At 67.6% G+C, this 21,462-nt stretch carries 18 protein-coding genes and 1 pseudogene; 16 read left to right on the forward strand and 3 right to left on the reverse strand.

The annotated features are described in order from the left end of the window. Positions 1 to 11: 11 nt before the first annotated feature. Positions 12 to 1,319 carry an MFS transporter gene (locus tag MKK60_RS02755; protein WP_243983876.1) on the reverse strand — a complete coding sequence of 436 codons (1,308 nt, stop codon included), beginning with the start codon at positions 1,317 to 1,319 and terminating at the stop codon, positions 12 to 14. Between the two features lie 278 nt (positions 1,320 to 1,597). Between MKK60_RS02755 and MKK60_RS02760 the strand changes: the two genes are divergently transcribed. From MKK60_RS02760 to MKK60_RS02800, 9 genes are all read left to right on the forward strand, one after another. Beyond that, positions 1,598 to 2,218, forward strand: coding sequence for a helix-turn-helix domain-containing protein (locus MKK60_RS02760; RefSeq protein ID WP_409567354.1), 621 nt, complete (start codon positions 1,598 to 1,600; stop codon positions 2,216 to 2,218). Positions 2,219 to 2,537: 319 nt separating this feature from the next. After that, entirely contained in the window at positions 2,538 to 3,707 is a 1,170-nt protein-coding gene (gene solA / locus MKK60_RS02765) for an N-methyl-L-tryptophan oxidase (protein ID WP_243983877.1), read from the forward strand. A gap of 130 nt (positions 3,708 to 3,837) precedes the next feature. After that, the gene (locus MKK60_RS02770; protein ID WP_243983847.1) at positions 3,838 to 4,668 is read left to right on the forward strand and encodes a transporter substrate-binding domain-containing protein; all 831 of its coding nucleotides are present in this window, start codon (positions 3,838 to 3,840) and stop codon (positions 4,666 to 4,668) included. Positions 4,669 to 4,708: 40 nt separating this feature from the next. Continuing rightward, on the forward strand, positions 4,709 to 5,455 hold the full coding sequence (locus MKK60_RS02775; protein ID WP_243983849.1) for an amino acid ABC transporter permease: 747 nt from the start codon (positions 4,709 to 4,711) through the stop codon (positions 5,453 to 5,455). After that, the gene (locus MKK60_RS02780) at positions 5,452 to 6,300 is read left to right on the forward strand and encodes an amino acid ABC transporter permease (protein WP_243983851.1); all 849 of its coding nucleotides are present in this window, start codon (positions 5,452 to 5,454) and stop codon (positions 6,298 to 6,300) included. The genes MKK60_RS02775 and MKK60_RS02780 overlap by 4 nt, the downstream gene beginning before the upstream one ends. A gap of 29 nt (positions 6,301 to 6,329) precedes the next feature. Then, entirely contained in the window at positions 6,330 to 7,082 is a 753-nt protein-coding gene (locus MKK60_RS02785; RefSeq protein WP_279603944.1) for an amino acid ABC transporter ATP-binding protein, read from the forward strand. A 564-nt stretch (positions 7,083 to 7,646) separates the two neighbouring features. Then, positions 7,647 to 7,829: a hypothetical protein gene (locus MKK60_RS02790; RefSeq protein ID WP_147840968.1), complete on the forward strand. Its 183-nt coding sequence runs from the start codon at positions 7,647 to 7,649 to the stop codon at positions 7,827 to 7,829. Positions 7,830 to 8,289: 460 nt separating this feature from the next. Beyond that, positions 8,290 to 9,771, forward strand: a complete 1,482-nt coding sequence (locus tag MKK60_RS02795; protein ID WP_243983879.1) for a PAS domain-containing protein — start codon at positions 8,290 to 8,292, stop codon at positions 9,769 to 9,771. Between the two features lie 636 nt (positions 9,772 to 10,407). Beyond that, a complete protein-coding gene (locus MKK60_RS02800) occupies positions 10,408 to 11,112 on the forward strand; it encodes an FAD-dependent oxidoreductase (RefSeq protein WP_243983853.1) in 705 nt (234 codons plus the stop codon). 453 nt (positions 11,113 to 11,565) lie between these two features. Here the strand turns inward: MKK60_RS02800 and MKK60_RS02805 are convergent, their stop codons facing one another. Continuing rightward, entirely contained in the window at positions 11,566 to 12,309 is a 744-nt protein-coding gene (locus MKK60_RS02805) for an SDR family oxidoreductase (RefSeq protein WP_147840966.1), read from the reverse strand. 100 nt (positions 12,310 to 12,409) lie between these two features. Here MKK60_RS02805 and MKK60_RS02810 point away from each other — a divergent pair, with 100 nt between their 5' ends. From MKK60_RS02810 to MKK60_RS02820, 3 genes and pseudogenes are all read left to right on the forward strand, one after another. Further along, the gene (locus tag MKK60_RS02810; protein WP_243983880.1) at positions 12,410 to 13,390 is read left to right on the forward strand and encodes a LysR family transcriptional regulator; all 981 of its coding nucleotides are present in this window, start codon (positions 12,410 to 12,412) and stop codon (positions 13,388 to 13,390) included. A gap of 105 nt (positions 13,391 to 13,495) precedes the next feature. After that, entirely contained in the window at positions 13,496 to 13,798 is a 303-nt protein-coding gene (locus tag MKK60_RS02815; RefSeq protein WP_279603949.1) for a class II aldolase/adducin family protein, read from the forward strand. Between the two features lie 66 nt (positions 13,799 to 13,864). Continuing rightward, a pseudogene (locus tag MKK60_RS02820) lies at positions 13,865 to 15,023 on the forward strand (M20 family metallopeptidase). 38 nt (positions 15,024 to 15,061) lie between these two features. Here the strand turns inward: MKK60_RS02820 and MKK60_RS02825 are convergent. Then, positions 15,062 to 15,583 carry a MarR family winged helix-turn-helix transcriptional regulator gene (locus MKK60_RS02825; RefSeq protein ID WP_243983855.1) on the reverse strand — a complete coding sequence of 174 codons (522 nt, stop codon included), beginning with the start codon at positions 15,581 to 15,583 and terminating at the stop codon, positions 15,062 to 15,064. Positions 15,584 to 15,705: 122 nt separating this feature from the next. Between MKK60_RS02825 and MKK60_RS02830 the strand changes: the two genes are divergently transcribed. The 4 genes from MKK60_RS02830 to MKK60_RS02845 all read left to right on the forward strand — a co-directional run bounded on the left by MKK60_RS02830 (position 15,706) and on the right by MKK60_RS02845 (position 21,432). Then, positions 15,706 to 16,980, forward strand: coding sequence for an amidohydrolase/deacetylase family metallohydrolase (locus MKK60_RS02830; protein WP_147840963.1), 1,275 nt, complete (start codon positions 15,706 to 15,708; stop codon positions 16,978 to 16,980). 65 nt (positions 16,981 to 17,045) lie between these two features. After that, entirely contained in the window at positions 17,046 to 19,349 is a 2,304-nt protein-coding gene (locus MKK60_RS02835) for a xanthine dehydrogenase family protein molybdopterin-binding subunit (RefSeq protein ID WP_243983881.1), read from the forward strand. Further along, positions 19,346 to 20,212 (forward strand): FAD binding domain-containing protein, encoded by an 867-nt coding sequence (locus tag MKK60_RS02840; RefSeq protein WP_243983857.1) that lies wholly within the window; start codon positions 19,346 to 19,348, stop codon positions 20,210 to 20,212. The genes MKK60_RS02835 and MKK60_RS02840 overlap by 4 nt, the downstream gene beginning before the upstream one ends. Next, complete coding sequence (locus MKK60_RS02845; RefSeq protein ID WP_243983859.1) at positions 20,209 to 21,432, forward strand: xanthine dehydrogenase family Fe-S subunit; 1,224 nt, start codon at positions 20,209 to 20,211, stop codon at positions 21,430 to 21,432. Before MKK60_RS02840 ends, MKK60_RS02845 begins: the two co-directional genes overlap by 4 nt. Positions 21,433 to 21,462: the final 30 nt, after the last annotated feature.

The raw sequence follows: 21,462 nt of genomic DNA on the forward strand, positions 1-21,462 counted from the left end.
GGTCCGGCCGCTCAATCGATCTGACGCCGCGCGGTCTCTGGCGAAAGGAACGCGGCAGTCAGGGTCACGCAGGCCAGCACGATCAGGTAGATCGAGATCGGCCAGGTCGCACCGCTGCTCCAGGTCAGTAGGGCTGCGGCGATGAGTGGCGTGAAGCCACCGCTGAGGGCAGCCCCGACCTGAAAGCCGAGCGAGGCACCGCTGTAGCGCAGGCGTGCGTCGAACAGTTCCGACATCCAGGCCGCCCCCGTACCGAACATGATGCCCTGGCCGAAGCTCAGGGCTACCGCGACGGTCAGTGTGATGATGGTCGGGTTTCGGGTGTCGAGAAGCTGAAACAGTGGGAAGGCGAAGACGATCGAGAACAGGCACGCGGCCACGAACAGGGCGCGCCGGCCGAAGCGGTCCGAGAGCCATCCGAAGACCGGGATCGTGAAGAGCTCGATGATGGCCGCGACGAGGATGCCGTTCAGAATGACGCTACGCGGCAGGCCGAGTTGCCCCGTCACGTAGGAAATCGAGAACACCGTGACGATGCTGACATAGGCGATCTCCGACACCTTCAGGCCGACAGCCTTCAGGAAGGTGCGGGGATGCTCGGTGAGGATTTCGACCACCGGGATCTTCGCGACGGCGGCACGCTGCTTCACGCGCTGGAAGGAAGGTGTCTCATGCAGACGAAGCCGGATGAAGAGCCCGACAGCGACGAGGAAGGCGCTGGCCAGGAACGGCAGGCGCCAGCCCCAGCCAAGGAACTCGGCCTCGGGCATGAGCCCGGCCAAGGCGAAGGCTCCGATGGAGAGGATCACGCCCAGGGGATAGCCGAGTTGAACGATGCTCCCGAAGAAGCCGCGCCGATGCGCCGGTACGCTCTCGACCACCATCAGGACCGCACCGCCCCATTCCCCGCCGATCCCGATACCCTGAACCAGCCGAAGGGCGACGAGGAGGATCGGCGCCCAGACGCCGATCTGCGCATAGGTCGGAAGGCAGCCGATCAGGAAGGTGCCGAGGCCCATGATCATGATCGTCAGGGACAGCATGGCCTTGCGGCCGATCCTGTCGCCGAAGTGGCCGAAGACGGCGCCGCCCAAGGGGCGAGCAAGGAAACCGACCGCATAGGAGCCGAAAGCCGCGATGGTCCCGACGACGGGATCAATGCTCGGGAAGAAGAGCTTGTTGAACACCAAGGCACTGGCCGTGCCGTAGATCAGGAAGTCGTACCATTCGACGGTCGTGCCGATCACGCTCGACCAGACGATCTGTCGTTGGTCCGCGCGCGAGCTCTCATTCTGGTCGAGACCGGATTCCGCCTCCATCGCGATCGCCGCACTGGCCATGATGTTCAGCCCTCCACCGACTTGGAGAAATTTCCACTCACGTGGAGGCAATCGGCATGCCAGCTGAGTGTGGATCTTTCGGCGAGGACGCGGCAGGACGGTGGCGCAGGAGCGCGACATCTCGGGCGACGATGCCCGGGGGGCTGCGAGGGTCGGAACACCGGGGCGCGGGGCTCGTGCAAACGTCCCGCTGATCAACTATTCAGGGGCAAAGCTGACCCGCACGGCCATGCTGCCGGGGTACCGGAAGGATGGGAGTGGATGACGGCATGTCGGTGAGGGAGATGGTCGCCCCGGGGCAGAGCGGGACGGAGACGAGTTCTCAGATTTACGTGTCCGAGGAGATCCGTCGCCGCCGCAGGGAGCTTCACCTGTCTCTGGAGGCGCTGGCGACGCGGTCCGGCGTGAGCCGCTCGATGATTTCGAAGATCGAGAGAGCCGAGGCGGTCCCGTCGACTGTCGTGCTCTCGCGCTTGGCCGAGGCGCTCGGGGTGACCTTCTCGCGCCTGATGTCACCCACGACCGAACGTGAGGTGCTGCTGATTCCGGCGCGCCGGCAGCCCGTGCTGCGGGATGACGAGTCGGGCTTCCTACGCCGGTGCCTGTCCCCGGTCCTGCCGGGCCGAGGCATCGATCTGGTGCTGAACACCCTGCCGCCCGGTGGCAGCACAGGCGAGTTTACCGCCCATCGCCCCGGCGTTTCGGAATACATCTACATCCTGCGCGGCCGCCTGCGTGCCGTGATCGGCGATCGGACCGTCGTCGCCGAGACGGGGGATAGCCTGTACTTCGAAGCCGATGCTGGGCACGCCTTCACGAGTCTCGGCAAGGAGCCCTGCGAGTATATCCTGGTGATCGATCCGTCCCGCGCTCGGTAGCGAGCCGGTGTCGGACGCCCGGGTTTTCGCATGCGACGTTTAGGTTCGGCGTAACCGGTCGGCGTGAGCGACAGTCCGTCCGTTTCCTGAAAGCGTGTTGGTGCGGCAGGCCGATGTCGCACCGGACGATACTGCTAGGCGCCCGCCGCCTCCACGGTGGATGAACCGATCCCCGCTCGGTTCAGCGGTGGAGCGACCCGGCAGGTGCCGCCCCATCGGCGCGTTGGGCGTACCATGCGGCCAGACGCATTGCCTCGCAATGGATTTGCCCTCAAGCGAAGCACAGAGCGGCTCGAGTGCGGACGGAGCGCCTCCAACGATGGAAGGCCGTTTTGACATTGCCGTCGTGGGCCTCGGCGCCATGGGTAGCGCAGCCCTCTATCAGTTGAGGCTGCGCGGGGCGAAGGCGGTCGGGATCGATCGCTTCGCCCCGCCGCACACTCTGGGATCGAGCCACGGCGAGAGCCGCATCACCCGTCAGGCCGTCGGCGAGGGCCGCGACTACGTCCCCTTCGTCCTGGCCTCGCACCGGATCTGGCGGGCCCTGGAAGCGGAGACTGGCGAGACGCTGCTGACCGCCTGCGGCGCCCTGGTGATGGGGCCGGGCAGCGGAATCTCCTCCCATCACGGCAAGCCGGATTTCGTCGGACGCTCGATCGACGCCGCGCAAGCCTTTGCGATTCCCCACGAGGTCCTCGACGGGCACGAGGTCGCGCGCCGCTTCCCGCAATTCCGGAATCTCACCGGCGACGAGAAGGCCTATTACGAGCCGGGCGGCGGCTACGTGCGCCCCGAACGCTGCATCGCCGCGCAACTGCGCCGAGCCGGCGAACTCGGCGCAGCAATCCGAACCGGGACGACGGTGCGTTCGATTCTCCAGGAACCGGGCGGGGTCCGCATCGAGACCGACCACGGCGTCGTCCTGGCCGATCAGGTGGTGGTTGCGGCCGGGGCCTGGACCGCGCCTCTTCTCGGCGCACCTTTCACGGACCTGCTTACGGTTAACCGGCAACTCCTGCACTGGTACGCCCTCGACGACGCCTCGGCCTACGGCCCCGGCGCGCCGGTCTTCATCTGGATGCACGGCGCCGGCGACACGGACTACCTCTACGGCTTCCCGCCCCTGCCGGGCGAGGCCCAGGTCAAGGTTGCCACCGAGCAGTACGAGATTGCCACGCCGGCCGAAGCCCTCGATCGCACCGTAAGTTCTGACGAATCCGCCGCCATGTACCAGCATCACGTGGCGGGCCGGCTCGCTGGTGCGACGGCGCGGGTGACCCAGGCCGCCGCTTGCCTCTACACCGTGACGCCCGACCGCGGCTTCATCATCGACCGCCACCCGCGGATGGACCGGGTCCTCGTTGTCTCGGCCTGCTCTGGGCACGGTTTCAAGCACTCGGCGGGGATCGGCGAGGCCGTGGCGAACGAGATGGTTCGGGCCGACGGCCGCATCGATCTCGCGCCGTACTCGCTCGCGCGGTTCGGCTGATCCCCGGAGCGATGGCCTATGGATTGCTTGACTCGGTTTAACCGGAAACGGCAGTCTCCCCGAAAAGCGCTCGTCGAGCCCTGGTCTCCTCTCCGGTGACCCGGATTTACCAAGCACAAGGTATCGTTCCATGCGCAAGCGGACTTCGGCGTTCCTCGGCTCTCGCCTGCTCGCGGCCGCCGCCTTGCTTTCCGCCTCCTCGGCGATCGCGGCGGACGGGATCGAGGCGATCAAGCAACGTGGGACGCTCGTCGTCGGTGTGAAGGCGGATTACCGCCCCTTCGGCTTCCGCGATCCGAGCGGGGCGATCATCGGGTTGGAACCGGACCTCGCCGCCGACGTCGCCAAGCGTCTTGGTGTGAAGCTGGAACTCGTGCCGGTGGTCTCTTCGAACCGGATCGAGTTCCTGCAGCAGGGCAAGGTCGATCTCCTCATCGCCACGCTCTCGGACAAACCGGAGCGACGCCGCGTAGTGCAGGCGATCGACCCGCAATACTATTCTGACTTCGTCAACGTGATGCTGCCGAAGAAGGCCGGCATCACCGACTGGGCGCAGCTCAAGGGAAAGCCTCTCTGCGCCACCTCTGGAGCCTGGTACAACAAGGACGTGGCCCGCTCCTACGGCGCCGAGATCGTCGCCTTCGACGGTTCCGAGAAGCCGCTCTTCGCGCTCAAGCAGGGCAATTGCGTCGGCTACGTCTACGACCAGAGCATGCTGCAGGGTAAGCTTCTCGACGCAGACTGGAAGGCTGACTACGCCTTGCCGCTGAAGGGCATCCTCGACGCCCCCTGGATGATGGCCGTGGCGCTCGGCAACAGCTCGCTGCAGGCCCTTTTGGAGACGACGACCAAGGACTGGATGAAGTCCGGCTTCGTCGTCGAGGAGGAGAAAAAGTGGGGGATCGAGCCGACGGAATACTCGAAGGCGATGCACGAGAAGTACAAGAACGCGACCAACTGAGCCGCGCTTGGCCGTTCGACGGGCCGTCTTGAGGAACACGATGGACGCCGTTCCGAACTGGTTCCGGTCCCTCTACGAGACCACGGGCTTCAACTTCACGGTCTTCTACGACCCCTACGACTGGCATCGCTACGTCAACGGTCTGAAGATCACCCTGCTGCTCACGGTGACGACGATCCTGGTGAGCCTCGTCATCGGCGCCGTGGGGGCATTCATCCAGGGTGGCCCGTCCCGCTTCCTGCGCAGCGTCGTGAACGGCTTCGTCGTCGTGTTCCGCAACACGCCGCCGCTGGTGCAGATCTTTTTCTTCTATTTCGGGCTCGGCACCCTGCTGCCGGCGGCCCGAACCGCCGACGGTTTGCGCGTACCCCTCCTCGACAACGTGCAATGGGCCATCGTCTCGCTGGCCCTGTTCGCCGGGGCCTTCAACGTCGAGATCTTCCGCTCGGGCATCGAGGCGGTGCCGCGCACCACCGTCGAGGCGGCCGAGTCCCTCGGCTACACCCGACGCAAGGCCTACCTCTACGTCGTGCTGCCGCTCGCCCTCCGGGTCTGCCTGCCGGCCCTGAACAACAACCTGATCAACCTCTTGAAGACCACAACCCTGGCCTACGCCATCGCCGTACCCGAGACACTCTACGCGGTGAAGCAGATCTGGTCGGAGTCGCAGAACGTGCTGGAGATGATGATGGTGCTGCTGGCGACCTACGCGGTCCTCGTCGGCGTCCTCGTCTGGATCATGCATTGCTGGGAGCGGGCTCTGCGAATCCCGGGCTACAGCCGGTGAGGCCGCCGCAGACCGCGAGCGACCTGCCGGTGCTGCTGCCGTTCCGGGTCTCGCGCACGCGGGCTCGGTTCGCCGTAGGACCGGTCCGGGCCGGGCTCCTCGGGGCCGGGCTCGCCGGGCTCGTCCTCGTGGCGCCGGCCTTCGCGGAGGGGCCGGACGCGGTGCTGTCGCCGTTCCAGGTCGTCCTGCGCTGGGCGCCGCTGCTGCTGACGGGCTTTGCCTTCAACGTCGCGATCTCGCTCATCGCGATGCTTCTCGGCACGGCCGCGGGCGTCGGGCTGGGGCTCGGCCTCCTGAGCGAGGGCCCGATCCTGCGCCGCATCGCCTGGGCCCTGACGCAGTTCTTCCGCAACGTGCCCTGGCTGGTGCTGCTGTTCTTCGTGATGTTCCTTGTGCCGTTCCAGGTCACGGTGCTCGGCATGCGGGTGCCGCTGCCCGACTGGATCAAGGCGACCGTGGGGTTCGCGCTTCCGGTGATGGCCAACGTCGCCGAGATCGTGCGCGGCGCCGTGCGCTCGGTGCCGGCCACCCAGTGGGAGGCAGCCGAGTCCCTGGCCTTCACCCGGCGCCAGACGCTGTTCCGCATCATCCTGCCTCAATGCCTGAAGCGGATGCTGCCGCCTTGGATGAACGTCTACGCCCTGATTGCCATGGCCACGGTCCAGGCCTCGATCGTGGGCGTCACCGAGATGCTGACGCTGACGGCGCAGGTACACGCGGCGGAAGGAGGCCGGCCGGAGCTGTTCGCGCCCCTCTACGGCTTCGCCCTGCTGTGCTTCTTCCTCTACTGCTACCCGATCGACCGGTTGACCGCGCGCCTCGAGCGGCGCTTCGAGACGGCGTGAGGCCTCGCGTGTCCGATGGTGCGTCCCCGATGCTGAGTGTTCCGCCCGCCGATCTGCCGATCGTGCAGTTGCTCGACGTGCACAAGTCCTTCGGCGAGGCCGAGGTCCTCAAGGGCATCAGCTTCGCCGTGCGCCGGGGTGAGGTCGTCTGCATTATCGGACCGTCGGGTTCGGGCAAGTCGACGCTGATCCGCTGCATCAACGCTCTCGTACCGCTCACCTCCGGCACGATCCGGGTCGATGGGATCGAGGTGGCCGACCCGAAGCTCGACAAGCTCGCCCTGCGGCGCAAGGTCGGCATGGTGTTCCAGCAGTACAACCTGTTTCCGCACAAGACGGCGCTGGAAAACGTCATGATGGCGCCGATCCACGTGCTCGGCCAGGACAGGCGCGAGGTCGAGGTCCGGGCGCACGCCCTCCTCGCCAAGGTCCGGCTCGCCGGCAAGGAAGCGGCCTATCCGGGCGAGATGTCGGGAGGGCAGCAGCAGCGGGTGGCCATCGCCCGCTCGCTCGCGATGCGGCCTGACGTGATGCTGTTCGACGAGGTCACAGCCGCGCTCGACCCGGAGACTGTCAAGGAGGTGCTGGTCACCATTCGCGAACTCGCCGAGGAGGGCATGACTTGCATCCTCGTCACACACGAGATGAACTTCGCCCGCGAGGTCGCCGACCACGTCTACTTCACCGATCGCGGTGTGATCGTCGAGCACGGGCCGCCCGAGTCGCTGTTCGCGTCCGCTGTCGACCCGCGCACACGACGATTCCTATCGCAAGTTCTTTGAGAGCCTATCCGAGTAGAGGCAGACAAACTCGTGGCATCGCCCCCCTACCCGATAGGAAGGTGATCGGCGGCTTGCGGCCCAACCCATCCGTACGAGACGACATCGTGGCTGCCGGAAAGCGGACGTAAGCCTCCGTTGTCGTGGGCGGCAGGAAATGGCCGAAAGCGGAGCGGCATTTTCGGGGCTAGATGGCTGGCATTGCGGGCATCCGGATATTTGTCGCTGACAACGTGCTGATGTGCGAACTTGTCTTCATGGAAATAGAGCATTAGCTTGGACATAGAGCATGATCCTGCGCACACATGATGGCCAGCTCAGGAGCGACGGTACAAATCGACAAATCCTTCCTGTCGCGGCTACGGGTGAGCAGGAAGACGTCCTTGCCAGGCGGCACGGGTCCGAGTTCAGTCATTCTCAACATCGGGTCTCTGCGCCCGATGTAGTGAGGAAGAAGCACAAGTCCGGCTCCGGACCGCGCGGCGATTGATTGTGCGAATCGGTCATACACTTGAGAAGCTAGGCCGCGCGGGAAGTGCCGCGTCACATCCGGCGGCAGGACTTCCGATGGACGCCAGAGTCGTGACCGTCGGCCTGGTGGCACCTCGGCTGTCTCAGACGCTGGATATCGTCGGGCTCGCCGACGCGTTCGCGCAGGGCGGCCAAGGGGCAGGGGCACGCGTGTCGTACGCCGTCACCCTCCTGGGCACCGAGTTCGGGCCGATCACTGCGGCGTCGCGGGTTCGCTAGGCTCTGAATGGTGCCTGCAGCGCTTTCTATCGAGGACGTCGGAGATGATCTTTCTACGCGGTCACCAGCATCCGCGTTTTTATTCAGCTTTGGTGGATTGCTGCCGGCATGCTCTCGAGCGCTTTCCTTTGCGCAAAGCTGGAAATGTCGCGCGGCGGTCCGCTTGGCGCTGTTGATAAGGCGGCGGGGCGCTGATGTGTCAGGGGCGCGGACGGCGAGTGACGGAACGCGGCCAACTTGAAGTTCGCATGGGACGGGTTGGAAGAAGCGGATACGCGCGAAAAGGGCAAATCCCACAGGGGCCCCTACCATATCTTCAGTGGTTCCAGCCGGCCTCTAGATTGTAATCCAATATCCCGTATGTGCGACAAATAGGCAGTTTGATCGAGAAATTAATCTATAATTTACCGCAAGAATTACAATTCAAGTCGAAGAGGTCGTAGACCCTCCGGCTGGGAGTCTGTTGGTGCGCTTGTTCGATAGCTCTTTTCGTGCGCTGTTCGAGGCCATCGACCGCTCGCGCGCCCGCATCGCGTTCGCCCCCGATGGCACGATCCTCGATGCCAATGCGAATTTCCTCGGCCTCGTTGGCTACACGCTGGCGGAGCTGAAAGGCCAGAACCACCGCAAGCTCGTCACGCCGGCAGAGCGCGACGCGCCGGCCTATCACGCGTTCTGGGACGCATTGCGCAAAGGGGAGTCCCAGACCCGCGAGTTCAAGCGCATTGCCAACGATGGTCGTGCGATCTGGATCCAGGCGACCTATAATCCGGTGCTGGACCGCGCCGGCCGCGTTCGCAAGATTGTCAAGTTCGCGTCCGACATCACCTCGCAGGTTCAGCGCGCGATCGACCATGAAGGCCAGCTTGCTGCCCTCAACCGCTCGCAGGCGGTGATCGAGCTCTCTCTCGACGGCACCGTCCTGACGGCCAACGCCAACTTCCTCGCTGCCGTCGGCTACCGGCTCGATGAGATCCGCGGGCAGCGGCACAGCATGTTCGTCGATGCGGACGAACGGACGGGGGAGGCTTATCGCAACTTCTGGGCTGAGCTGGGACGCGGCGAGTTCATGTCGGGCGAGTTCCGGCGGATCGCCAAGGGGGGGCGTGAGGTCTGGATCCAGGCAACATACAATCCGATCCGTGATCGCGATGGGGTTCCGATCAAGGTGGTGAAGTTCGCGACCGACATCACGGCCCAGGTGCACGAGCGGCAGCGTCGCGCCGAAGCGCAGCAGGCGATCGGCACCGATCTCGACGCGATCGGCCAAGCCGTCGAGAACGTCACCCGTCAGACGGCCGAGACCGCCGGCACGGTGGGGCAGGTGTCCAACGACATCCAGTGCGTCGCCTCGGGCGCGGAGGAGTTATCGGCTTCGGTCGGCGAAATCAGCCAGCAGGTGAGCCATGCCGCGCGGATGGCCGCCCAGGCGGTCGAGCAGGCACAGCGCACGGGCAGCATCGTCGCCGGGCTGAGCGGCCAGGCGGCGCAGATCGGCGACGTGGTGACGCTGATCCAGGGCATCGCCGCGCAGACCAACCTCTTGGCCTTGAACGCGACCATCGAAGCAGCGCGCGCCGGCATGGCCGGGAAAGGTTTCGCGGTGGTCGCCTCCGAGGTGAAGGCTTTGGCTGAGCAGACCGCCAAGGCGACCGACCAGATCCGTGGGCAGATCTCCGCCACACAGGCCGCCGCACGCGAAGCCGTGGATGCCATCGGCTCCATCCAGGGAACGATACGCTCGCTCGATGAGGTGTCGGGCGCCATCGCCGCTGCTGTGGAGGAACAGTCCGCCGTGACCCGGGAGATGTCGGGAAGCATGCATACGGCCGCCCACGGGGTGACGACGATCGCCGGAAGCATGGAGGACATTGCCCGGGCAAGCGAGCAAGTCGATCAAGCCACCCGAAAGGTTCGTCAGGCATCACGAGCGGCTGTCTAGAGACGTCGTCCCAGGCGAGGACGAGATGAGCGCTGAGTTCGCTTCTCTTGTCCGATGGTCCAAGCCGACGCGGTCGGTCGTCGGCTCAAGCGCACGTGATACGATCGTGGATGCCGATCAGGAAAACGGATCCACCAACGCAGTGCCGGTTCGCTTGCTGCTCCAAGGCCTACGCGCTCGACGGGAGACATTACGATCGGGCATCGAAAGATTTTGGACGTCTTCGTTGCAGATGCACGCGAGCTTTGGTCCCTCCACCGACGACCTGAAAGACATCTCCGTGCGAGCCCTAGCGGAAGTCGAGCTCCTGATCCGACACGGCAAAACTCTGCTCGGTCCACACCCAAAGGCGCAACCATAAAAAGGCGCGAGTAAAGCCACCGCAGCCAGGTGCGATGGCCACCTCTGATCACCGGACACTTCCGACTCTGATATCACCAGTGAAGTCGACATGCATTCGATTGTGACTTGCGTTCGAGACTTCCACGACGAGCAGCTGTTGCTGTTGGCCGCAGTCGTATGCAGCGTCGGCATCTACGCCTCATCCGCCATCGCCGCTCATGCGGCGCGTTCGGAAGGCGTAGCTCGGCGCAAATGGGGCATCGTCAGTATCGTCGCCGCCGGCTGTCCGTAACCGTGCTGGCGCGCGAGGAGGTGCCCTTCGCCAAGCGCTTCGGCGAGGCGGTGGGCGCAGCGCTGAAGCAGTACCATGCCGACAACGGCGTCACGTTCGAGACCGGCTCCGTCGTCAGGATCACTGGCATCAGTCGTGTCGAAGCTGTCGAGACGAAGGACGGACGGCGCCTCCCGGCCGACATCGTTCTCGTCGGCGCAGGTGCAGATCCGGAAAGCAGCCTGATCGCAGGCGTCGAGCCCGGCGAGGGCGGCGGTCTCGAGGTCGGCGGGGACCTCAAGCTCGCGGACGGCGTCTGGATCGCAGGCGATATCGCCGCTTTCCCGGAGAGGGCGAGCGGCGAGACCGCACGGATCGAGCATTGGCGTCTCGCGCAGCAGCACGGCACCCATGTGGCCCATGCCATCCTCGGCCGAAGCGGCGTGTTCGCAGGTGCTCCATTCTTCTGGAGCAACCAGGGCGACAAGCGGCTCAATTACGGTGGATACGCCAAAGGTTTCGACCGGATCATCGTTCAGGGCGACCCCGCCGCCCTCGACTTCATCGCCTATTACGTCACCGGCGACAGAGTGACCGCCGCCTGCAGCATCGGCCGCAACAGTGCCTTCACCGCCTTCCTGCACTTGCTCGGCCTCGGAAGTCTTCCCTCGGCGGCCGAGATCGAGGCCGGGGCGGACCTGCCCACCCTTGCGCGCGAGGCTGCCTAGCGGCTGTCCGGCAACCGATCGCGAACCGCGGCAAGGTCAGGCGCTAGGTTCAGGGATCAAGCCGCCGGGTCGGCGTGGCGCCGGCCCTCCGTCCTTTCGTGCCGCGCGGACCGCCGCGCCCCCAGGGCATCGGCGGTCGAATGCCGTCCGGCGTTCACGACCGATCGGAATGGGCGAAAAGCCGACATGCGTCGCATTCCGCGCTCACGTCCGGTTTCTCGGGTCTGCGTTCCAAGAGTAGACTTGCGGAAACCTAGCCGCCTCGGACGTTCCGCTCTCGACCCTTCCGGACCCTGGGGAGGTCCGCTTCTCGGTAGCTTGGTGGAGGATGACCTCCGTCCAGGTCGAATGGATTGGGGGTTGATCCGCTTCGGGGAACTCAAGCTATGAAGCGGACCTTCGTTCGGGCAACGACTTTCGGCAGGCAGACTTCGGCGAGGTTTGGCCGGGCGGTCAGACCAGCCGTGCGCCGCCGTCGATGTGGAGGGTCTCGCCGTTCATGAAGCCGTTGCTCATGAGGAAGACGACCGCTGCACCAGCCTCCTCCGCCGTGCCGAGACGACGCTGGGGGAGCTTCTCGGTGAGGGCGGCGACGTAGGCGTCGCGATGCGTGCCCAGCGTATGGGAGAGAAGCGGCGTGTCCGTGGTGCCGGGTGAGAGCGTATTCACGCGTATCGGCGCGAGTTCCAGCGCCAGACCCCGGGCAAAAGCCTCCATCGCGGCCGAGGCGGCGGCGAGCACTGCCGTTCCCTGGGCGCTCGGGCGATCCGCCAGCGCTCCCGAGATGAAGGTCACGGAGCCATCGGAAGCGAGGCGTTCACCGAGCGTCCGTAGGGTATGGACGGCCGCCCAGATCCGCTCGTCGAAGGCGCGCTTCAAGTACTCGACCTCGGCATCCAGGACCTTGCCGGCGACGAAGGTGCCGGCGAGGAGGACGAGGTGGTCCACGTGCGGGATGTCCACGAGGGCCTGTGCGATGGTCTCGGGCTTGGTCACGTCGGCCGCACGCCAGCCATTGAAGCCGTTCTCCGTCGCGACCCGCTCCGCGCCCTCAGGGTTGAACCCGACGACGATGACCTTGGCGCCCGCGGCCTTGGCCTGGATCGCGGAGGCCAAACCGATGCCGGAGGTGCCACCGAAGATGACGACGGTGCGATCTTGAAGGGTGGAAGCCGCAAGCGAGCTGATGTCGTTCATGGTCCTGATCCTCGTGCTCCAGGCGTCGGTCGCCGGGGACCAAAACTTAGATCTTCGCTTTGGGCTTGATAATTCTGCCGCATGGCGGTTCAGTTACGCCATGACGGCACAAATTGGGCTCGACCGGCTCACCGGCCTCATCGCATTCGCTCGTGCCGGCTCGCTGGGGAGCTATACCGCGGCAGCGCGCGCGCTCTCGATCTCGCCCTCCGCGGTGAGCAAAAGCGTCCAGCGCCTAGAGCAGCATCTTGGTCTGCGCCTCTTCCACCGAACCACCCGGTCGCTCACGCTCACTTCGGAAGGACGCGACCTGCACGAGCGAGCGCTTCGCCTGCTACGCGATGCCGAGGAGATCGAGCAGATGGCGGTGGCGGCCCGCTCGGAACCGGCCGGGACCTTGAAGGTCACGGCGCCGTTGCCGGTAGGGCTGCACCTGATTGCTCCGGCACTGCCCCGTTTCCGTGAGCGCTACCCGAAGCTGATGGTGGACCTGCGCCTCGGCGATGGCTTTGCCGACCTGATCGCGGACGGCATCGACGTCGCCATCCGCGTCGGGGATCTCGGAGACAGCCGACTGATCGCTCGAACGCTGGCGCCACACCGTGTCTGCGCATTCGCATCCCCGGCCTATTTGGTCCGGCGCGGAACCCCACGGCATCCGGACGAACTCGTGGACCACGACTGCGTGAACTTTCGCTTCCAGAGCACTGGCCAAGCGCTACGCTGGCCTTTTCGAGCCGGGGATCGCATTCTGGAGATCGTACCCAACGCCGGCATCGTCACCGACAACAGCGACGCCGTTGCATTCGCTCTCGTCGCGGGTGGCGGCATCAGCATCTCGCCGACCTATCTGGCGGCTCCCTTCGTCGAACGCGGCGAACTCATCCCGATCCTGCATGAGTATTCCGTGGACCGCCACGCAATGATCGCCCTGTGGCCAGAGAGCCGCCGGGGCAATCCAAACGTGAAGGCGTTCCTGACCTTCCTCGGCGAAATCTTTCGAACCCCGGCGCCCTGGGACGTGACAGTGGCAGCTCATGTGGGCCGCATGTCCCAGGATCGTGTTGGTAAGCCCGTCTAAGCTCGATGGCGACCGAGCTCGAAGGCTGACGGCAAGGCCATCGCGCTCGATAGCGATCCACTTGCGGGGAGCCTTCGCCGGACACGAAGCGACCGGCTCGAGTCGCTGACGGAACGTCTTCTTCCGGAAGCAAGATCAAGGTTCGGTTGCCTCTTCATGAAGCATCACGGGGTGATGGTCCTGGGGCCGACCATCGCGGAAGCCTGGGACGACCTCTACGATCTCGAGCGGGCTGCCGAGGTGCAGACCCTGGCGCTCTCGACCGGGCGCCAGGTCATTCCCGTGGATCCCGCGATCGCCGAAGCCACGGCCCGCCAGATGCGCGCCGGCGATCCCGAATCCGCCCGCCTGCCCCTGTCCGCGATCCGGAGAATCCTGGATCGCGAGGAGCCGGCGTACCGGGACTGACGCGGCGGAAGGAACGAAGGCACGGCCGGCGGCGGATCCATCCGTCCCAAGTGCCGGGGCAGCCCGATGGGAGTTGCGCTGTCCGACAGAGGCGCCGACACGGTCCGCTGGCTCGAAGCACGGGAGGCCGCGATGCTGGCCCTGCTCGCGGTTCTCGTGAACATCGATTCCAATTCCTACGAGGAGGCCGGCGTCGATGCCGTCGCTGCCCGGATCGGTGGGTTCTCGCCGAGCATGGTGTGTCCGTCGCCACGATCCCGATCGCAGGATACGGCGATGCGCTGAAGGCCCACGTGGCCGGGCGCGGAGCCGCCAATCGGCCGGCGGTGCTGATGGGGCACCGCGACACGGTGTTCTCGACCGGCGAGGCCGCGCGGCGGCCGTTCCGGGTCTCGAATGGTCGCGCCTACGGCCCGGGCGTCGCCCACATGAAGGCCGGGCTCGCGATGAACGCCTTCCGCCTCGCCGCCTTCCAACGGGTGGGCGGGGCACCGTCTCCGCTCGTCGGCCTGTTCACCAGCGACGAGGAGACCGCGTCGCCGGCCTGCCGCCCGATCATCGAGGAGACGACGCGCGGCGCGCGCGCGGTGCTGAATTCGGAGCCGGGGCGTCCGTCGGGCGATGTGGTGACGGGCCGCAAGGGCGGCGTGTTCATGGCGTCGACGGTGCATGGCAAGGCTGTCCATTCCGGCGCCGACGCCGCGGGCGGGACCAGCGCCATCGGCGAACTCGCCCACAAGACGATCGCGCTGCATGCGATCACCGACCTCGAACGCGGCACCACCGTGAACGTCGGACTCGTCTCGGGCGGCCAGTCGGTCAACACGGTCGCGCCGCTCGCCACCTGCGAGATTACCTGCGCTACGTCCGCCCGGAGGATCGCGAAGCAGCCATGGCACGCATCGCGGCGATCGTAACCGAGGCCATGCTTCCCGGCGCCTCGGCCGCTTTGACGATCCGCGGGGAATTCCTGCCGCTGCAGGATGCGGCCTCGCGCGCCCTGTTCGAGGCCTATGCCGGAGCGAGCGTGCGCTACGGCGCGACGGTCTCGGGCGCGTTCACGGGCGGCTGCGCCGATTCCGGATTCACCGCCAGCGTCGGCTGCCCGACTCACTGTGCGGTCGGACCCGTCGGCGGCCGGGCCCATTCCCCGGAGGAGTACCGGGAGGTGGAGAGCCTCGTCCCGCGTGCCCGCGCGCTGGCCGTGACGATCATGGAAGCTTAGCGGCCGCGCCTGTCGGGCCGGCGATCGGCCGGCCTGGACTACCCAAGATCGAGGTGGCCTCGCCGATGATCGTGGCCCGCCACGGCGCGCCTCAGGAGTCCGACCAGAAGATCCTGATCCTTAGGGGCGAGCGCCGAGATCGTCAGGGCATGGGCCTCGTGGGCGGCGTGCTCCATCGCCGCATGGAGCGCTTTGCCCTCCGCGGTGATGCGACAGACCTGCGCCCGGCGATCCGCCAAGGAGGTCGAACGGCTGACCAGCCCGCGGATGGCGAGCCGCTTCAACGCGCCCGTCGTGGTCGTGCGGTCAAGCGCGACGGCGTTGGCCAGCGTCGTCTGGTCGGCCTCCTCGAGATCCCGCAGAAGCGACAGCAGGCTGTATTGCAGCGGTGTGATCCGAAACGCAGCGCAGCGCTCGGAAAACAGGCTCACGTGGATCTGGTGGAGGCGCCGCGCGAGGAAGCCGGGGCGCTCGGTCAGCGGCCAGGCGCGTGCGGCGGCCGCCGCGGCATCCGTCTCCTCGTGGTCGCCGGCCCTGTCGTCGGCAATCCTGTCGTCCATCGCAATCCATCCTCCGAACCAGTCTGGCACGCGGACTGCATACCGACAATTACGAAGCACACTTCGCTTTTCGATACATCAGAGCGTCGGCCCGACCGGCGCTCCGACGATGAGGCAGTCCCATGGACGATCCCCGTTTCGATCTGCTCCTGCGCGGCGGACGCATGATCTGCCCGGTCTCCGGCATCGACGGCATCCGCGACGTGGCGATCCGAGACGGGCGCATCGCGGCGGTCGCTGAGTCCGTCGTCCCGTCGGCAGCGACCGAGGTGATCGACGTCTCCGGCAAGTTGGTGCTGCCGGGCATGATCGACACCCACGGCCACGTCTACCAGTACGTCACCGGCCGCTTCGGTTTGCCGCCCGACATGGTCGGCGTGCGCTCCGGCGTGACCACGGTGATCGATCAGGGCGGCCCCTCCTGCATGACACTGCCGGGCTTCCGCCACTTCGTCGCGGAGAAAGCCGAGACGCGGGTCTACGCCTTCCTCTCCGCCTACCTCGTGGGCGGCCTCGAAGGGCACTTCTACCCGAACCTCTACAGCCCCGACGGCGTCGACATCGAGGCGACGGTCAAGTCGGCCACCGAGAACCGCGACCTCGTGCGCGGCATCAAGGGCCATGCCGAGATCGGGGGGTTCGCCCGCTGGGGCATCAAGGTCATGGAGATGGCCGCCGAGATCAGCCGCCGCTCCGACCTGCCGCTCTACGTGCATTTCGGTCAGCTCTGGGGCCTGCCCGAGAGCGGTGCCAATGGCGAGGATGCCAATACCATCATGGAGCGGGTGATCCCGCTGCTGCGCCCCGGCGACTTTCTCGCCCACCCCTTCACCCGGCATCCGGGCGGCTTCATCAACGAGGACGGCGTCGTCCACCCGATCATCCGCGCGGCAATGGATGCGGGCCTGCGGGTCGACGTCGGCCATGGCAGCCACTTCTCCTACCGGGTCGCCCGCGCCTCCCTGCCGGCGGGCGTGATGCCCTACACCCTCGGTGCCGACATGCACGGCTACAACACCGAGGTGCCGAAGCCCGCCGGCACCCCCGACGAGCACCACGACGACGAGAACCATCCCTTCCTCGGTCAGGCGCGCTTCAGCCTGACCCAAGCGATGAGCTCGATGATGGCACTCGGCCTCTCCCTGGAGCAGGTCGTGCCGATGGTGACCTCGCACCCGGCGGAGATGCTGGGCCTGTCCGACCGGATCGGCGCGCTGACACCGGGATTCGCCGCCGACGTGTCGGTGCTCCACGACCATCGCGGCCGCTTTCTCCTGCGCGACAACGAGGACACGCAGGTCATCGCACAGCGCTTGCTCCAGCCGGCCTTCTGCCTGCGCGCGGGCAAGCGCTTCGACGCGGATTCACCGATCCTGCCGCAGGCGATCGCGGCGTGACGGCGCGCCCGATCCTCGGTGAGGGCGTCGGCGCCCGCCTGCCGCGCAAGGAGGACGACCGCCTGATGCGCGGGCGCGGCCAGTATGTCGGCGACATCCGCATGCCGAAGATGCAGGACGTAGCCTTCGTACGAAGCCCCCTGGCGCATGCCCGCATCCGGGCGATCCACGTGCCGGAGGGCTATCGCGACCGGGTGTTCACCGCGGCCGATCTCGACGGCGTGCAGCCGATCCGCGCGGTCTCGGGGCTGCCGGGCTTCAAGGTCTCGGAGCAGCCGGTGCTGGCCACGGGCAAGGTGCGGCAAGTCGGCGAGCTGCTGGCGTTCTGCGTCGCGCCGACGCGGGCCGAGGCCGAGGACATCGCCGCCTCGGTCGTCCTCGACCTGGAGGAGCTTCCGGCCGTCCATGACATGCTCGCCGCCCGCGAACCAGCTTCGGCGCTCGTCCACGAGCACTGGGGCGACAACGTCTTCCTGGAGACGCAGGTCGACGTGAACTTCGCCGCTGCGCTCGATGCGCCGATCCAGGTCTCGCGCACGATCTCCACCGCCCGCCAGTGCATGGCTCCGCTCGAGGGGCGCGGCGCGGTGGTGCATCTCGATCATCGCATGGACCAGCTCGTGGTCCACTCCGCCAGCCAGATGCCGCACATCGTGCGCAACGGCCTTAGCGAGTGCCTCGGGATCGAGCAGGGCCGCATCCGCATCGTCGCGCCCGATGTCGGCGGCGGCTTCGGCTACAAGGGCATTCTGCTCGCGGAGGAGATCTGCCTCGCATGGCTCGCCTTGCGCTGCGGCCATCCTGTGCGCTGGCTGGAGGACCGGCGCGAGCACCTCACCGCCAACGCCAATTGCCGCGAGCACCATTACCGCATCACCGCCTATGCCGACCGCGACGGAACGCTTCGCGGCATCGACTGCGAGGCCACCGTCGATTCCGGCGCGTACTCCGCCTATCCGTTCTCGGCCTGCCTGGAGGCGGCGCAGGTCGCGAGCATCCTGCCCGGCCCCTACGACTTCCCGAGCTACCGCTGCCGCACGTGGTCGGTGGCGACGAACAAGTGCCCGATCCTGCCCTATCGCGGGGTGGCGCGCACCGGCGTCTGCTTCGCGCTGGAACTCGTCCTTGACGCGGTGGCCCGCGAAGCCGGCATCGAGCCGTGGGTGGTGCGCGCGAAGAACCTCGTGCGGCCCGAGCAGATGCCTTTCGACAACATCACGAACAAGCACTTCGACAGCGGCGACTATCCGCAGGCGCTCGCCCGCGCGCTCGACGCCGTCGATCTGCCGGCCCTGCGCGCCCGGCAGGCCGCGGGCGAGGCGGACGGGCGCCGGGTCGGCCTCGGCCTGTCGATCTACTGCGAGCAGGCGGCGCACGGCACCTCGGTCTATTCGGGCTGGGGCATTCCGATGGTGCCGGGCCACGAGCAAGCCGGCGCCCGACTGACCCCGGACGGGGGCCTCGAACTGCGCATCGGCGCCCATTCCCACGGCCAGGGCCTCGAGACGACGCTCGCCCAGGTCGCCCACGAGATCCTGGGCGTGCCCGTCGCGAGAACCCGTCTCGTCCACGGCGACACCGCGATGACGCCCTATTCCACCGGCTCCTGGGGTTCGCGGGTGATGGTGATGGCTGGCGGCGCGGTGGCCACCGCCTGCCGGGAACTGGCCGACCGGGCGCTCGCCATCGGCGCGCACCTGCTCCAGGCCGAGCCTGTGAATTGTAGGTTCGCGGCCGGACGGGTGATCGGCCCGACGGGCGACGTGTCGCTCGAAGAGATCGCCCGCACCTGGTACCGGCGGCCGCAGGATCTCGCGCCCGACGTGAACCCGGGCGGCCTTGAGGTTACCGCCGGCTACAAGCCACAGCGCGATTCCGGCACCTTCTCCTACGCCGCGCACGCGGTGGTGGTCGCCGTCGATCCAGACCTCGGCGCGGTCGAGATCTTGGACTATGTCATCGTCGAGGATGGCGGCGTGCTGGTGAACCCGCTGGTGGTCGACGGCCAGATCTGCGGCGGGCTCGCGCAAGGCATCGGCACAGCGCTCTACGAGGAGATGGCCTTCGACGACCGCGGTCAGCCCCTCGCCTCGACCTTCGCGGACTATCTCCTGCCCGGCGCCGCCGAGGTGCCCGATCCCCGGATCGACCACATGGAGATGCCCTCCCCCTACACGCAATTCGGCGTGAAAGGCATCGGCGAGGGCGGCGCCATCGCGCCGCCTGCGGCACTCGCCAACGCGATCAACGATGCGCTCGGGCCGCTGGGCGTCGAGATGCTGCGGTCGCCGATGAGCCAGCGCCGCATCGTCGAAGCCGTGCTCGCCGCCCGCCATCGGACGGCCGTCGGCGCAAGGGCCGCCGCATGAAGGCCGCCCGCTTCGCCTACGAACGTCCCGCAGACCTCGCTGCGCTCCTCGAGCGGCTCGCCGAGGCCGACGGCTCGGTCAAGCTGATCGCCGGCGGCCAGTCTCTCGGGCCGATGCTGAACCTGCGGCTCGTCGAGCCCGACCGGGTCTTCGACGTGACCGGTGTTCCCGAGTTGCGGCGGGCGAACCTCGACGGCACGACCCTGGTGCTTGGCGCGTGCGTCACGCACGCCGACATCGAGGACGGACGGGTGCCGGACGTGACCGGCGGCGCCATGGCGCGCGTCGCCTCTGCCATCGCCTATCGTCCCGTGCGCAACCGCGGCACCGTCGGCGGCAGCCTCGTCCACGCCGACCCCGCCGCCGACTGGGTCACGGCGCTGATCGCGCTTCGGGCCGAGGTCGAGCTGGTCTCGCGGTCCGGGCGCAGGCGCCTCGCCCTCGACGCCTTCGTCCGCGGCGCCCTCGACGTGGCTCTGGAGCCCGGCGAGATGCTGGTCGCCGTGCGGATCCCCGCGATCCCGCAAGGCTCCGCCTGGGGCTACGTCAAGCACTGTTCGAAGATCGGCGAGTTCGCCCACGCCATCGGCGCCGTCCTGATCGACCGACAAGCCGGACATGGACGGGTGGTGATCGGCGCGATCGAGCGGGCGCCGCTCCTGCTGGCCGACGCCCGCCCGCTCTTCGGCGGCCGCATCGGCGCGGATTTCTCGGACCGCTTCGATGCGAGGGCGGCCGACGACGCCCTGCGAGAGGCGGGTATGTCCGAGGCGATCGACCGCCACGTCCACGTCACCGTGCTCGCCCGCGCCGTGGCGCAGGCGGCACGTCCCGCACCCGTACGCCTGACGGAGGCCGCATGAGCACGGCGGCGCTTGCCCGCGACGACCGGATGCCGCTAGCGCTCACGGTGAACGGCCGTGCCGTTCGCACCGAGGCCGAGCCGCGCACGCACCTGGCCGATCTACTGCGCGACACCCTCGACCTCACCGGTACCCATCTCGGCTGCGAGCACGGCGTTTGCGGCGCCTGCACGGTGCTGCTCGACGGCGAGCCGGCCCGCGCTTGCCTGACCCTCGGCGGCGCCTGCGAAGGCAGCGTCGTCACCACCATCGAGGGCCTCGACGACGATCCGATCGCCGCCGAACTGCGCGCCGCGTTCAACCGCGAACACGCGCTTCAGTGCGGCTACTGCACCCCCGGGATGCTGGTCGCCGCCCGCGACCTCGTCATCCGCCTGCCCGAGCCCGACGAGCGGCGCATCCGCGCCGGGCTTTCGGGCAACCTCTGCCGCTGCACCGGCTACGCCGGCATCGTCCGGGCCGTGCGCGCGGTAATCGCCGAGCGCCGGGCGAGGGGCATTCCCGCCGCGGCGCATGGCGGGGCGGATGCCGTGCGCACGCTCGGGCCTGTCGGCGCCAGGACCGGGACGACCGCCGCCGCAGGGGCGACGACCGCCGCCGCCCGCCCATCGGTCGCGGCACCCGCCGCGATCCTCGATGTCGCGGACGACTTCGAGCCCGCGCATGGCTTCGCGCAGACCTTCGCAGTCGCCCATGCCCCCGAGGCTGTGTTCGCCCTGTTCGGGGATGTGGAGGCCGTCGCCGCCTGCTTGCCGGGCGCCATACTGTTGGGCACGCCGCGGCCGGATGCGGTGGAGGGCGCGCTTCAAGTACGGATCGGGCCGATCACAGCGCGCTTCGCGGGTCGGGCGCGGATCTGGCGCGACGTGCCCGCCCGCACCGGCCGGATCCTGGGGGCGGGCAGCGACGCGGGTGGACGCTCCGCCACCGAGGGCGAGATCCGGTATCGGGTGGAACCCGGCGAGGCCCCCGGCACGGCGCGGGTGGTGCTCGCTGTCGGCTACACCCTGAAGGGGCCGCTGGCGCAGTTTGGCCGCCCCGGGCTCGTGCGCGACCTTGCGGGGCGGCTCACGGCCGACTTCGCGCGCAACCTTGAGGCCCGGCTGTCCGGCGCGGCGCCCGCACCGCCGGCCGACCTCCATCCGATCCGCCTGATCCTCGGCCTGCTGCTCGATCCGCTGCGCCAGCGGTTCGCCGCGTGGCGCGGGCCGCGGCCCTGACCTTCGCCAATCGCCCCATGACGTCCCGGA

Origin of the sequence: Methylobacterium sp. J-092, assembly GCF_022829325.1 — a bacterium.
Taxonomy (GTDB): Bacteria; Pseudomonadota; Alphaproteobacteria; order Rhizobiales; family Beijerinckiaceae; genus Methylobacterium.

Bases quoted from the DNA above. Each gene is read 5' to 3' on its own strand.
- MKK60_RS02835 (WP_243983881.1), top strand. From the start codon at position 17,046: ATGCGCGGGCGCGGCCAGTATGTCGGCGACATCCGCATGCCGAAGATG.
- MKK60_RS02825 (WP_243983855.1), bottom strand. From the start codon at position 15,583: ATGGACGACAGGATTGCCGACGACAGGGCCGGCGACCACGAGGAGACG.
- MKK60_RS02840 (WP_243983857.1), top strand. From the start codon at position 19,346: ATGAAGGCCGCCCGCTTCGCCTACGAACGTCCCGCAGACCTCGCTGCG.
- MKK60_RS02830 (WP_147840963.1), top strand. From the start codon at position 15,706: ATGGACGATCCCCGTTTCGATCTGCTCCTGCGCGGCGGACGCATGATC.
- solA (WP_243983877.1), top strand. From the start codon at position 2,538: ATGGAAGGCCGTTTTGACATTGCCGTCGTGGGCCTCGGCGCCATGGGT.
- MKK60_RS02770 (WP_243983847.1), top strand. From the start codon at position 3,838: ATGCGCAAGCGGACTTCGGCGTTCCTCGGCTCTCGCCTGCTCGCGGCC.
- MKK60_RS02805 (WP_147840966.1), bottom strand. From the start codon at position 12,309: ATGAACGACATCAGCTCGCTTGCGGCTTCCACCCTTCAAGATCGCACC.
- MKK60_RS02790 (WP_147840968.1), top strand. From the start codon at position 7,647: ATGGACGCCAGAGTCGTGACCGTCGGCCTGGTGGCACCTCGGCTGTCT.
- MKK60_RS02785 (WP_279603944.1), top strand. From the start codon at position 6,330: ATGCTGAGTGTTCCGCCCGCCGATCTGCCGATCGTGCAGTTGCTCGAC.
- MKK60_RS02755 (WP_243983876.1), bottom strand. From the start codon at position 1,319: ATGGAGGCGGAATCCGGTCTCGACCAGAATGAGAGCTCGCGCGCGGAC.
- MKK60_RS02845 (WP_243983859.1), top strand. From the start codon at position 20,209: ATGAGCACGGCGGCGCTTGCCCGCGACGACCGGATGCCGCTAGCGCTC.
- MKK60_RS02810 (WP_243983880.1), top strand. From the start codon at position 12,410: ATGACGGCACAAATTGGGCTCGACCGGCTCACCGGCCTCATCGCATTC.
- MKK60_RS02775 (WP_243983849.1), top strand. From the start codon at position 4,709: ATGGACGCCGTTCCGAACTGGTTCCGGTCCCTCTACGAGACCACGGGC.